This window comes from Streptomyces sp. NPDC003456, from assembly GCF_042878735.1.
Taxonomy (GTDB): domain Bacteria; phylum Actinomycetota; class Actinomycetes; order Streptomycetales; family Streptomycetaceae; genus Streptomyces.
In genome coordinates, this window is the sequence record NZ_JBIAOK010000004.1 from 882,306 (window position 1) to 895,460 (window position 13,155).

At 72.2% G+C, this 13,155-nt stretch carries 10 protein-coding genes; 4 read left to right on the forward strand and 6 right to left on the reverse strand.

Annotated features, from left to right (window positions below):
* Positions 1-141 precede the first annotated feature (141 nt).
* Complete coding sequence (locus ACFYWG_RS20125; RefSeq protein ID WP_383504311.1) at positions 142-927, reverse strand: S1 family peptidase; 786 nt, start codon at positions 925-927, stop codon at positions 142-144.
* 217 nt (positions 928-1,144) lie between these two features.
* Entirely contained in the window at positions 1,145-1,750 is a 606-nt protein-coding gene (locus ACFYWG_RS20130) for a YceI family protein (RefSeq protein WP_376334164.1), read from the reverse strand.
* Between the two features lie 388 nt (positions 1,751-2,138).
* Between ACFYWG_RS20130 and ACFYWG_RS20135 the strand changes: the two genes are divergently transcribed.
* From ACFYWG_RS20135 to ACFYWG_RS20150, 4 genes are all read left to right on the forward strand, one after another.
* Complete coding sequence (locus ACFYWG_RS20135; protein WP_389202560.1) at positions 2,139-2,972, forward strand: SDR family NAD(P)-dependent oxidoreductase; 834 nt, start codon at positions 2,139-2,141, stop codon at positions 2,970-2,972.
* 416 nt (positions 2,973-3,388) lie between these two features.
* Complete coding sequence (locus tag ACFYWG_RS20140) at positions 3,389-5,764, forward strand: polysaccharide lyase 8 family protein (protein ID WP_389202562.1); 2,376 nt, start codon at positions 3,389-3,391, stop codon at positions 5,762-5,764.
* A 154-nt stretch (positions 5,765-5,918) separates the two neighbouring features.
* A complete protein-coding gene (locus ACFYWG_RS20145) occupies positions 5,919-7,502 on the forward strand; it encodes an acyl-CoA carboxylase subunit beta (RefSeq protein ID WP_376334170.1) in 1,584 nt (527 codons plus the stop codon).
* A 35-nt stretch (positions 7,503-7,537) separates the two neighbouring features.
* Complete coding sequence (locus ACFYWG_RS20150) at positions 7,538-7,732, forward strand: acyl-CoA carboxylase epsilon subunit (RefSeq protein ID WP_376334172.1); 195 nt, start codon at positions 7,538-7,540, stop codon at positions 7,730-7,732.
* A gap of 175 nt (positions 7,733-7,907) precedes the next feature.
* Here the strand turns inward: ACFYWG_RS20150 and ACFYWG_RS20155 are convergent, their stop codons facing one another.
* The 4 genes from ACFYWG_RS20155 to ACFYWG_RS20170 form a co-directional block, all read right to left on the reverse strand.
* Complete coding sequence (locus ACFYWG_RS20155; protein ID WP_093769009.1) at positions 7,908-8,489, reverse strand: ATP/GTP-binding protein; 582 nt, start codon at positions 8,487-8,489, stop codon at positions 7,908-7,910.
* Positions 8,470-9,045, reverse strand: a complete 576-nt coding sequence (locus ACFYWG_RS20160; protein WP_376334174.1) for a DUF742 domain-containing protein — start codon at positions 9,043-9,045, stop codon at positions 8,470-8,472. The genes ACFYWG_RS20155 and ACFYWG_RS20160 overlap by 20 nt, the downstream gene beginning before the upstream one ends.
* Positions 9,046-9,139: 94 nt before the next feature.
* On the reverse strand, positions 9,140-9,553 hold the full coding sequence (locus ACFYWG_RS20165; RefSeq protein ID WP_004983065.1) for a roadblock/LC7 domain-containing protein: 414 nt from the start codon (positions 9,551-9,553) through the stop codon (positions 9,140-9,142).
* 10 nt (positions 9,554-9,563) lie between these two features.
* On the reverse strand, positions 9,564-12,884 hold the full coding sequence (locus tag ACFYWG_RS20170; protein WP_389202566.1) for a nitrate- and nitrite sensing domain-containing protein: 3,321 nt from the start codon (positions 12,882-12,884) through the stop codon (positions 9,564-9,566).
* Positions 12,885-13,155: the final 271 nt, after the last annotated feature.

The following is a 13,155-nucleotide window of genomic DNA, read 5'->3' on the forward strand; positions in this document are numbered from 1 at the left end:
CCCGCCGTGGCGTCCCCTCCCGTGCCGGCCAGCCGCACGCTCCGCGCGGTGACGTCCGCTGTCCCCGCGGAGCGTGACGGCCCGGCGCCGACACGGCGCCGGGCCCGGGACGGTCGAGCGGTGGGACGGTCGGACGCTCGGTCAGAGCGTGGACGCCGCCGAGGCGATGGCGGAGGCGAAGGTCGAGACCTCAGTGTAGACGCCCGGCGCCTGCGGCCGGGCGCAGCCCTCACCCCAGCTGACGATGCCGACCTGGATCCAGCCGCCGGCGTTGTCCTTGCGGAACATCGGGCCGCCGGAGTCGCCCTGGCAGGTGTCGACACCGCCCGCGTCGAACCCGGCGCAGATCTCCTCGTCGGCCACCAGGCCGCTGTACGAGCCGCCGTAGGCCCTGCACGCCGCGTCGCTGACGAACGGCACGGTGGCCTTCAGCAGGTAGCGCTGCTGGGCGCCGCCCTCACGGTTGGCGCCCCACCCGGCGACCGTGAAGTCACCGGTGTTGTACTGCGCGGTGGTGGCGATCTTGAGGGTCGGCAGGTTGATGGGCTGGGCGAGCTTGATCAGGGCCCAGTCCTTGCCGGTGCCGTTGTAGCCGGGGGCGCGCAGCACCTTGGTGGAGCGCACCTGCACCCGGCCGCTGGTCGACTGGAGGTCCACCACCCCGGCGGTCGCGGTGATGCTCGTGTTGGTGCCGGACCGGCCGACGCAGTGCGCGGCCGTGAGCACGATCTGCTGGGTGTAGAGCGCGCCGCCGCAGCCCATGGAGAGCCGGACCATGAACGGGAACTCGCCCTGGGCGGCGCGCGTGCCGCCGACCACGGGCGAGGGGGCCGCCTGCGCGGCGGAGACGGGCTGCAGGCTGGCGATCGCGAGCGCGGCGGCGCCGAGCACGGCGCATCTCTTGAGGGCCGTGAGGAGTCTCTTCAACGTGATGCCTTCCGTGGGGGGTTGACTGGGGAGGTGCAACCGAAGCATCAGATTGACGAGAGCATGACAGCAGCATGGGCAAAAAGAACGTCCATGTACTGGCATGGACTGGTCAAAATTCTGCTGCTGGATTATGAGAACGCCGACGGTCCTTCCACAAGGGGCGCGTTCCGGCCAGACCGGCCCGGCGGTGCGCCGCCGGGCCGGCCGCGCGGGCTCACGCGTTCCTGATGGCCGAGATGTCGAAGGTGAGCTTGATCTTGTCCGACACCAGGACGCCGCCGGTCTCCAGCGCGGCGTTCCAGGTCAGGCCCCACTCGGAGCGCAGGATCTCCGCCTTGCCCTCGAAGCCGGCGCGCTCGTTGCCGAACGGGTCCTTGGCGACGCCGTTGAACTCCAGGTCGATGGTCAGCGGGCGGGTCGTGCCGAGAATCGTCAGGTCGCCGGTGATGCGGTAGTCGTCACCGCCGAGCGCCTCCGCCTTGGTGGAGCGGAAGGTCATGGCCGGGAACTCGTCGGCCTTGAAGAAGTCGGCGCTCTTGAGGTGGCCGTCGCGGTCCGCGTTGCCCGTGTCGATGCTGTCCATCACGACGTCGAGGGTGGCCGTGGAGCGCGAGGGGTCGCTGCCGTCCAGGTGGAGCGTGCCGGTGAAGTCCTTGAAGCCGCCCTTGACGTTGGTGACCATGGCGTGCCGGGCCGTGAAGCCGATCGTGGAGTGCGCGGGGTCGATCGTGTAGTCGCCGGTCAGAGCGGCCAGCTCGGGGTTCACGGCACCGCCGGTGGTGGCGGCGGCGGGGGTGGTGTTGCGGCTGAAGATGCTCATGGCGTACGCCTCCTGGGCTGATGTTGAACGTTGAACTACCTCAACGCGACCCACCGTAGACCTATTCCGTTCAACCTTCAACATCATCGCCGGGTGTGTTGCGGTCCCGCCCCGGCCCGGTCCGCGGACCGCCCGGCCGTCCCGGTGCCCGTACACCCGGACGGCGGCATCGAGCGGCCCGCCGCAGGGGTGCCGGCGGATTCCGGTGGAGACGCCACGGACCGTGCCCCGCCCGGGAACGGGCCCGCCGGGACCCGCCCGGCGGGCGCGCGATCCGGGGCGGTGTGCGGTGGCGGGGTCCCGGAAGACGGGGTTCCGTTGCAAGGAACCGTATGGAGACGCGACAGACGAGACCACGGCGGACGCACAGCGCAGGGGAGAGCGACTCGTGACACTCACCGGCTCCGGCTCGGCCCACGACCCCCGGACGGACCCAGCCCTACGCTCCGCGGCCCCGGCCCGGACCGGCGCCTACGGACCCGCGCGCGGACTCGACCGACGCGTCGCCCTGGTCACCGGGGCCTCCTCGGGCATCGGGGCGGCCACGGCACGGCGCTTCGCCCTGGACGGCTGGCACCTGCTGCTCAGCGGACGCGACCGGCACGGCCTGGAACGGACGGCGTCCGGTACGTCGGCCGTCGTGCTGCCCGCCGACCTCGCGGCGCCGGACGGGCCCCGCCTGCTGGCCAGGTCCGCCCTGCACACGACCGGCCGTGTCGACGCCCTGGTCGCCGGGGCGGGGCTCGGCTGGACCGGGCCCTTCGCGGCCATGCCCCACACCGACATCGACCGGGTGCTCACCCTGGACCTCAACGCCACGCTCCACCTCGTGCGCGAGGTCCTGCCGTCCATGATCGCCGCCGGGCGCGGCCGGGTGGTGCTGCTCGGCGCGGCGCCGGGCCGCGCCGGGGTACCGCAGGAGGCGGTGCACTCCGCCGCCAGGGCCGGCCTCGCCGCCTTCGCCGAGGCGCTGCGCCGCGAACTGCGCGGCACCGGCGTGGGCGTGACGCTCGTCGAGCCGGGCCCGGTGGGCGCGGCCTTCCCCGGGCGCGGGGGCCACCATACGGGCCGCCTGTCGCCCGGCCATGTGGCCGCCCGGATCTGGGAGGCCGTCTCCCAGGACCGCGACGAGACCGCCGGGTCCGCCCGGGCGAATCTGCCGGACCGCGTCCGCGACCTGGCGCCGGGCCTCTACCGCCGCCTGACGAACCGACAGGACTGACCGGAGGGGCCCGGTCGTGTACGTGCCCTGCCCGGACTGACCGGAGGGCGCCTGTGCGGCGCGTGACCCGCCCGGACCGACCAGAGGATCCCGGTCCTGCGCGTGACCCGCCCGGTCTGGCCGGAGGGCCTCGGTGGTCCTGCGCGTGACCCGCCCGAACCGACCGGACGCGCCCCGCACGGCGCCCGTCCGCGCGCGCTCCCGGCAGGGGCCCGGCCCCGGTCAGCCCGTGACCGGCGCCGCGGGCACCGGCTCGTCCGACGGGCCGTCACGCGGCCCCCACTTGGCGGCGGGACCCGGTGCGGCGCGCCGCGGATGACCGGAGCAGGCCCCCCCGGGGGGGCGTCCGGCCGTCCTCCGGGTGGGCGATCCGGCCGGTTCCGGCGTTCAGGGCGGGTGGGCGCGCGTGGTACGGCATGGGGATGACTGCCCAGCGCCGCGTCCCGCCCCGGGGTCTCCGCCCGCCCCGGCCCACCCGTCGCACCCTGCTGCTGGCCGCCGCCGCCCTCGCGGCGACCGCGGGCGCGCCGCCCGCCGCCCCGAGCGCGGCCTCCGGCCGGGACGGAGCCGGCGATCCGTACGACACCCTGCGCCGCCGCTGGCTCGACCTCTCCCTGGGCAGCGGGTACGACCCGGCCGGCGAGCCGTACGCCTCCCGCCTCGCCCGGACCGGTGCCCTCGCCCGGGAGCTGAGCGGCACCATGTCCCCGGCCGCGGGCTTCCTCTGGCCCGGCCACCCCTTCGACCCGCCGTCCGGCATCACGTTCAGCTACGGCCGCCTGTGGACCATGACGCAGGCGTGGCTCCAGCCGGGCACCGGCTCGACCGGCGACCCCGACCTCCTCGCCGGCGTCCTGCGCGGCCTCGACCACCTCTCCGCCACCGTCTACCACCCCGCCACCACCCCCTACGGCAACTGGTGGGAGTGGCAGATCGGCAGCCCCCGCCTGCTCATGGACATCACCGCCGCCCTACACGACCGGCTGGGCGACGCCCGCGTCGCGGCCGCCTGCGCGGCCGTCGACCGCTTCGTCCCCGACTCCGCCCTCGGCGACTACAGCGGCACCTCCACCGGCGCCAACCGCGTCGACCTGTGCCGCTCGGTCGCCCTGCGCGGCATCCTCGGCCGCGACCCGGCCAAGATCTCCCTGGCCCGTGACGCGCTCTCGCCGGTCTTCCCGTACGTCACCCGGGGCGACGGACTCCACGCCGACGGGTCCTTCGTCCAGCACACCTGGGTCGCCTACTCGGGCACCTACGGCCAGGTCCTGCTCGACGGCCTGGGCCGCCTGTTCGCCCTGCTGGCCGGGTCCGAGTGGGACGTCACCGACCCCGACCGGCAGATCGTCCTCGACAGCGTCGAGCGGGCCTTCGCGCCGCTCATCCACGACGGACTGGTCATGGACAGCGTCAACGGCCGTGCCATCAGCCGCGGCCACCTCGTCACCGACGACCGCGAGATCATGCGCAGCGACCACTACCACGGCCGGCAGCTCATCGCGGCCATCGCCCTGCTCGCGGCCGGCGCGAGCCCCTCGGAACGCGACCGCTGGCACGCCTACGTCAAGGGATGGATCGAACGGAACACCGCCGCCCCGATCCTGACGGCCCCTCAGTACGGCGTCGCCGACCTCGCCCGGCTGCACGCGATCGCCGCCTCCCCCGTCCCGGCGGCTCCCGAGCCCGCCGGACACCGCATCTTCGCCGCCATGGACCGCGCCGTCCACCGCGGTCCGGGCTTCACCGTGAACGTCGCCATGGCCAGCGACCGCATCGCCCACTACGAGTGCGGCAACGGCGAGAACCCGCGCGGCTGGCACACCGGCGCCGGCATGGTCGGTTGGTGGGCCGGCGCGAGCGACCAGTACACGGACTGGTACTGGCCGACCGTCGACTGGTACCGCCTGCCCGGCACCACCGTCTCCACCAAGCGGCTCGCGGACCGGGAGGGCGGCGAGTGGGGCACCGCCCGCCCCGCCGCCCGCTGGGTGGGCGGCACCACCGACGGCCGGTACGCGGCCCTCGGCCAGGACCTGCGGGGCCTCGGCTCCACCCTGCGGGCCCGCAAGTCCTGGTTCTTCGCCCACGACGCGGTGATCTGCCTGGGCGCCGGGATCAGCTGCGCCGACGGCGTCCCCGTGGAGACCGTCGTGGACAACCGCAACCTGGGGGAGTCCGGCACCCAGCGGTTCACCCGCGGTCCGCGCTGGGCCCACCTGGCGGAGCACGGCGGCTGGGTGCTGCTCGACGGCGAGGCCCGCGTGCTGCGCGAGGACCGCACCGGCGCCTGGGCCGACATCAACACCGGCGGCACGCCCGAGCGCCGCACCCGCCGCTGGCAGACCCTCTGGCTCGACCACGGCACCGACCCGCACGACGCCACCTACGCCTACCTGCTGATGCCCGGGGCGTCCCGCCGCGCCGTCGCCCGCCGGGCCGCGGACCGCCCCTGGCTGTCGGTCCTCGCCAACGACGCCCGACGGCAGGCGGTCGCGGTGCCCTCCCTGGGCCTGACCGCGGCGAACTTCTGGCAGGCCGGCACGGCCGGCCCGTTCACCGCCTCCTCGGGCGCGAGCGTGCTGACCGTCCGCCGGGGCCGTACCGCTACGCTCTGCGTCAGCGAGCCGCCCCGTACGGGCGAGCCCCTGGAGATCGTCTGGAACCGGCCGGTGCGCCGGGTGCTGCGCGCCGACGACTCGGTCCGCGTCCTGGCCGCGGGCACCCGTCTGCGCGTGCGCGTCACCCCGGGGGAGGCATGTGCCACCCATGTCTGTGAGGTGTCTCTCGGCTGACGACTTTGTACGACCTCTACAAGCCGCAGGCCCTCTGAGCAGTCGGAAAGGCTGCACGCGGCCATGGTTCTGTTCAGGGGTACCAGGAAAACACGCCGGAGACTGTGAGGAGTCGACGGCCCCCATTCCTCGGTCGGCTTCGTAAGGTCGCTACATGACCGTTTTGGATGAGGCGCCGGGTGAGACGACCGACGCGCGCGGACGCGTGGCCGAACTGCACGAGATCCGTGCGCAGGCGGTGGCCGGACCGAGCGAGAAGGCGACCGAGGCGCAGCACGCCAAGGGCAAGCTGACCGCGCGTGAGCGCATCGAGCTCCTCCTGGACCCCGATTCCTTCCGCGAGGTCGAGCAGCTGCGCCGGCACCGGGCGACGGGCTTCGGGCTGGAGACGAAGAAGCCGTACACGGACGGTGTGATCACCGGCTGGGGCACGGTGGAGGGCCGCACGGTCTTCGTCTACGCCCACGACTTCCGCATCTTCGGCGGCGCGCTGGGCGAGGCCCACGCCACGAAGATCCACAAGATCATGGACATGGCCATCGCGGCCGGTGCCCCGCTGGTGTCGCTGAACGACGGCGCGGGCGCCCGGATCCAGGAGGGCGTCTCGGCGCTCGCCGGCTACGGCGGCATCTTCCAGCGCAACACCAAGGCCTCGGGCGTCATCCCGCAGATCTCGGTGATGCTGGGCCCGTGCGCGGGCGGCGCGGCCTACAGCCCCGCCCTGACCGACTTCGTGTTCATGGTCCGCGACACCTCGCAGATGTTCATCACCGGCCCCGACGTCGTCAAGGCGGTCACCGGTGAGGAGATCACCCAGAACGGCCTGGGCGGCGCCGACGTCCACGCCGAGACCTCCGGCGTGTGCCACTTCGCCTACGACGACGAAGAGACCTGCATCGCCGAGGTCCGCTACCTGCTGTCGCTGCTGCCGCAGAACAACCGCGAGAACCCGCCCCGCGCCGAGTCCTCCGACCCGGTCGACCGCCGCTCGGACGTCCTGCTGGACCTCGTCCCGGCGGACGGCAACCGGCCCTACGACATGACCAAGGTCATCGAGGAGATCGTCGACGACGGCGAGTACCTCGAGGTCCACGAGCGCTGGGCCCGCAACATCATCTGCGCCCTGGGCCGGCTGGACGGCCGGGTCGTCGGCATCGTCGCCAACCAGCCGCAGGTCCTGGCGGGTGTCCTGGACATCGAGGCCTCCGAGAAGGCGGCCCGCTTCGTCCAGATGTGCGACGCCTTCAACATCCCGATCATCACCCTTCTGGACGTCCCCGGCTTCCTGCCCGGTGTCGACCAGGAGCACGGTGGCATCATCCGCCACGGCGCGAAGCTCCTCTACGCCTACTGCAACGCGACCGTGCCGAGGATCTCCCTGATCCTGCGCAAGGCCTACGGAGGTGCGTACATCGTCATGGACAGCCAGTCCATCGGTGCCGACCTCACCTACGCCTGGCCGACCAACGAGATCGCGGTCATGGGCGCCGAGGGTGCGGCCAACGTCATCTTCCGACGCCAGATCGCCGAGGCCGAGGACCCCGAGGCCATGCGGGCCCGCATGGTCAAGGAGTACAAGTCCGAGCTGATGCACCCCTACTACGCGGCCGAACGCGGCCTGGTCGACGACGTCATCGACCCCGCGGAAACCCGCGAGGTGCTCGTCACGTCCCTCGCGATGCTCCAGACCAAGCACGCCGATCTGCCGTCGCGCAAGCACGGCAACCCGCCGCAGTAACCCGGCGGACATCTCAGCCACGGAGACTGACACCCATGGACACTCCTGACATCCGCGTCGAGAAGGGCCACGCCGAGCCCGAGGAGGTCGCCGCCATCACGGCCCTCCTCCTGGCCCGCGCGGCCGCCCACCCCACGGACCCGGCACCGGCCCACCGGGGCCGCGTGAAGGCCGGCTGGCGCCGCCTGGAGCGCGAGCCCGGCTTCCGCGCCCCGCACAGCTGGCGCTGACCCCGCATGCGAAGAAGGCCCCTCTGCGAGGGGCCTTCTTCGTTCGGGGGCGCGGGGCTGCGTCCCCGTGCGGCTCCGCCGCGCGGGCGCGACCGGCCCACCACCACCCGCACCCGGCAACGCGACAGCCCCCGGCAGCCCGAAGGCCGCCGGGGGCTGTTCCACAGCGACCGACCTACCGCAGCCGAGCCATCAGCGCGTGCTCGACCAGCGTGATCAGGGCACTCTTCGCATCGGCCCGGTGCCGGGCGTCCGTCGTGATGATGGGCGTGTCCGGCCCGATCTGGAGCGCCTCGCGCACCTCGTCCGGACTGTACGGCTGCTGGCCGTCGAAGCCGTTGAGCGCGATGACGAACGGCAGGCCGCTGTTCTCGAAGTAGTCGACGGCGGGGAAGCAGTCGGCGAGCCTCCGCGTGTCGACCAGCACGATCGCGCCGATGGCGCCGCGCACCAGGTCGTCCCACATGAACCAGAACCGGTCCTGGCCCGGCGTACCGAACAGGTACAGGATCAGGTCCTGGTCCAGGGTGATACGGCCGAAGTCCATGGCCACCGTGGTGGTGGTCTTGTCCCCGGTGTGGGTCAGGTCGTCGATGCCCGCCGAAGCGGACGTCATCACGGCCTCGGTGCGCAGCGGGTTGATCTCCGAGACGGCGCCGACGAACGTGGTCTTGCCCACGCCGAAGCCGCCAGCCACCACGATCTTCGCGGAGGTGGTGGAGCGGGAAGGCCCTCCGCTAGAGCTTGCGAAGTCCACTGAGCACCCTTTCGAGCAGTGTCACGTCTGGCTGGCCGCCGGCGTTCTCGTCGCCGCCGGGCTGATGGATGGCGACCAGTCCCGCCTCCGCCAAGTCGGCGACGAGGATCCTGGCCACGCCGAGAGGGATCGTCAGGAGCGCCGAGATCTCGGCGACCGACTTGATCTCCCGGCAGAGGTTGCAGATCCGCTGATGCTCGGGCAACTGGCCCTGCATCTGGTGCGGCTGCGCAGTGGTGTGCACCAGCGCCTCGATGGCGAGCTGGTAACGCGGGCGGGTCCGGCCACCGGTCATGGCGTACGGACGCACCAGCGGGTTGTTCGACCCCCCGGCGGGCGCCGGTTCGGGGGCGCGGCGCTGCGGCTGCACGGGCTGGATGCGCGGGGCGTGCGGCTGGTCGTACGGCGACGGGCCGGGGCCCTGCGGCGCGTACGGCTGCCGGTGGCTGGGCGCGGAGGGGAAGTTGTAACGGTTCGGGTTCTGGCCACCGTCGCCCTGACCCTGGGCAGGGCCGTACGACCAGTTGCCCGACGAACCGCCTGGGGGTGTTGCCACTTTCTCCTCCTCCGACTGTGCCCGGCACCCAACGCTGTGGAGCCGCGTCCCATGACCTTACGGCCAAGGGACGCCAAAACGCACCGTTCGTCTGTTAGTTGAGCAGGCTCCCCTGGAGCTCCGCCCGAAGGTCCGGTGTCAGGACCGTACCGGCTCGGTCGACCAGCAGGGCCATCTCGTACCCGATGAGGCCGATGTCCGCCTCGGGATGTGCGAGAACCGCGAGCGACGAGCCGTCGGAGATGGACATGATGAACAGGAATCCCCGCTCCATCTCCACGACCGTCTGGTTCACGCTGCCGCCCTCGAAGATGCGGGAGGCGCCTGCCGTCAGAGACGTCAGACCGGAGGCGACGGCCGCGAGCTGGTCGGCGCGGTCGCGGGGGAAGCCTTCGGACATCGCCAGAAGGAGTCCGTCGGCGGAGACCACCACCGTGTGGGACACCCCCGGGGTGTTGTCCACGAAGTTGGTGATCAACCAGTTCAGGTTCTGTGCCGCCTGGCTCATCGGGCTCACACTAACGCTCCTGGTTGTAGGTGCTGTCAGGACCGAGGCCCTGGCCGTTCGTTTCACTGCCTGCGCTGCGTCCGCGTTGGACGCCCCGACGCAGGTTGCTCAGCCTGCCCCGGACGTCCTCCGGGGCGCGGGAGACCTGTGGGCCTCCCTGGGGGGTGCTCTCGGCGGCGCCCTCGATCAGGTTGGCCTTGGGCACCCGCCGCGGCAGGCCGGAGGAGGTGACCCCGCCCGCCTTGGGCTTCCGGAGCTGCGAGGCCTGCTGCCACCGCTCGTCGTTGGCCGAGCGCCAGTCGCCGTCGCCGTCGCTCTCCTGGGAGGAGGCCGGCGGCTCCTGGCTCACGTGCCGTGCGCCACCCGTGCCGTTCGCTCCGCCGGCGGTGGCTCCGCGGCGGGGAAGACCGGCATCGGTCAGCGCGTGGGCTGCGGAGGGGGCCTGTCCCGGACGGTCGAAGCCTACGCGGTCCCGCTCACTCGCGTCAGCGGCCTGCGCAGATTCCGTTTCCGGGGCCTGAGCAGGGTACTGGTTCGGGTAGCCGTTGCGGTAACCCTCCTGCTGCGGCCAGTCGTCCTGGTGGCGACGCTGCTCGAAGGCCGGGAAGGCTTCCGTCGCCCCGGCGCTCTGAGCGTGGGACTCCTCCTGGGCCGGCTCCGCATAGGAGGGCTCAGGGTAGCCGCCGCCCGGCGCGAAGGTGTCGTTCTGCGGCAGTCGGCCGTCCGGGGCGTAGTACTGGTCGTCGTACGCGGGGCGCTGCTGCTCGTCGTAGGCCGCCTGCTGCTGCTCGTACGACGCCTGCTGCCGGTCCTCGTACGCCCCCTGCTGCTGCTCCTCGTACGGCGCCTGGCGGTCGTACGCGGGCTGCTGCTGCTCGGGGTAGCCGTGACGGCCCGTGTCGTAGCCCTGGCCGTTGTCGTAGCCCCGCTGCCCGTTGTACTCGTCGTACGCCTCGGCGGGCTCCTGGGAGCCCTGGGCGGGCAGGGCGGGCGGCTGGTGCGACTGGTTCTCCAGGGCCGCCCGGCGCTCCTCGCGCATCAGGGAGCGGCCGACGGGGTCCAGGTCGCGTATGTCGTCGGGGACGTCGGAGTAGCGGCTGTCGTCGAAGCCGAGCTCCGCGGCCGTGCGCATCGGCTGCTGGTTGAAGTTCTCGCCGCCGCCGAAGTGCTGCTCCGGGATGATCTGCGAGACGGTGAACTCGTCGCGGTCCACGTGCTGTTCGCCGCCACCGCCGTGGGTGATGGCGTCGGGCAGCATGACCAGCGAGGTGGTGCCGGCCTGCTCGCCCGAGGGGCGCAGCTGGACGCGGATGCCGTGCCGGTCGGACAGCCGGCCGACCACGAACAGGCCCATGCGCTGGGAGATCGCGGCGTCCACGGTCGGCGGGTTGGCCAGCTTGTGGTTGATGTCGGCGAAGTCCTCGGCGGTCAGGCCGATGCCCTTGTCGTGGATCTCGATCATCACGCGGCCGTCGGGGAGACGGGTCGCGGTGACGCGGACCTTGGTCTGCGGGGAGGAGAACGTGGTGGCGTTCTCCAGCAGCTCGGCGAGCAGGTGCACGAGGTCGGTCACGGCCCGGCCGTGGATCTCCGCCTCCGGCACGCCGGACAGCTCGATGCGCTCGTACTGCTCCACCTCGGAGGAGGCGGCGCGCAGCACGTCGATCAGCGGCACCGGCTGGTCCCAGCGGCGGCCGGGCTCCTCGCCGGCGAGGACGAGGAGGTTCTCGCCGTTGCGCCGCATACGGGTCGCCAGGTGGTCCAGCTTGAAGAGGTTCTCCAGCTGGTCCGGGTCGGCCTCGTTGTTCTCCAGGTCGGTGATCAGGGTCAGCTGGCCCTCGATCAGCGACTGGTTGCGGCGCGAGAGGTTGGTGAAGATCGCGTTGATGTTGCCCCGCAGCAGGGCCTGCTCGGCGGCGAGCCGGACCGCCTCGCGGTGGACCTGGTCGAAGGCGCGGGCGACCTCGCCGATCTCGTCCGTGGTGGCGATCGGGATGGCCTGGACACGGGTGTCGACGCGGCCCGGGTCGGTGCGCGAGAGCTGGTCGACCAGCATCGGCAGGCGCTGCTCGGCGATGCCGAAGGCGGCGTTGCGCAGCTGGCGCATCGAGCGGCTCATCTGGCGGGCGACCGCGCCGGCCAGGATGAAGGCCAGGAGCAGGGCGACGACGACGGCGGCACCGGTGATGTAGGCGTCGCGCTGGGCGTCGGCGGCGATGTCCGAGGCCTCGCTCACGGCCTTGTCGGCCAGGTCCGCCTCGATCTTCTCGTACGCGTTGAACTTGAGCGTGTTGACCGCCCACCAGTTCTCGGCGTTGATGCCCTTCGTGGCGAGGGCGGCGCGGGCACTCGGGTCCGTGCTGGGCAGCGTGACGAGGGCGCCGACCATCGTCTCGGGCTTGGCCGGCGGGGCGACGTAGTCCGGGTCCTTGGCCTTGGCTTCGCGGGCCATGGCGGCGCCCTCGGCCTTGATGTCGGCCTCGGCCGTCTTGAGCTTGGCCGCGTCCTGCTCGGTGCCGCCGCCGATGTACTCGCCGATGGCGATGCGCTCGAGGTAGGCGTAGGAGGACAGGGCGACGCGCTGGCTGGCCAGGTTGACGTCGTCGGGGCCGGGCTTGATCAGGATGTGCATGCCGATGGAGCGCTGCAGCGACAGGGCCGCCTTGGTCAGCTCCATGGCGTACACGGTCCGGCCGTAGCTGGTGATGTTGCCGGTGCCCAGGCCCAGCTCGTTGGCGAACTCCGTCAGGGGGTGGGCGATCTCGACGTAGCCCTCCTCCGTCTGCACGCCCTTGAGCTTGGAGGTGTACGCGGCCTGGCGCAGGGTGGCCAGCTTCGGCTCCACGTCGTGGAACAGGTCCAGCCGGCGTACCAGGCCGGGCTTGGAGGGCATGTCCTGCGCCGCGGCGTCGAATTCGTCGGCCGCCTTGTCGGTCAGCTTGCGGGCCTCGACGACGGTCTTGTCGTCCTGGCCCTTGCCCTGCAGCAGGGGGGCGGCGGTGATGTCGCGCTCGTTGTAGAGGGCGTTGGCGTACAGCAGCGAGGCCCGCACCAGACGCGCGGTGTTCTCCGCGTCCTCGGCCTCCTGCCAGGTGTCGATGGAGCTCTTCACCTGGAAGCCGCCCATGACCAGGCCGACCACCACCGGGATGAGCAGGATCGCGTTCAGCCGGGTCGCCACGCGCCAGTTGCGCGGGGAGAAGCGGCCGCCGCTCTGCGCGGAGGCGGCCGTCGGCTCCGAACCGGCCACGGGGGCGGGCGCCGCTGTCCGCGGCGGCGGGGTGAAGTTGCCCCGGGCCGACGGCTCGGGACTGTTCTTGCTTCGCCTCACTCGACCAACAACCTCTCGGCGGTCGGCACCAACGTTGTGCCGCAGTTTCTCAGAGCCCCACGCACCATCTACGGACGAGTACGTCATTGACTATTGGGCAGTTCAGGCATTCCAGCACGACGACCTGCGCTCTTCCAAACAGTCCGAGGGGGCGAATCCCCGCGTTGTAAGGCCTAGATAAAACGGTCATAAAGAGCGAGCCCCGCCAAAAGGCGGGGCGGTTGTGCGCACAGCGAGACCGGGCGTGCGCGTCGCGTGGCGGTACCACCCG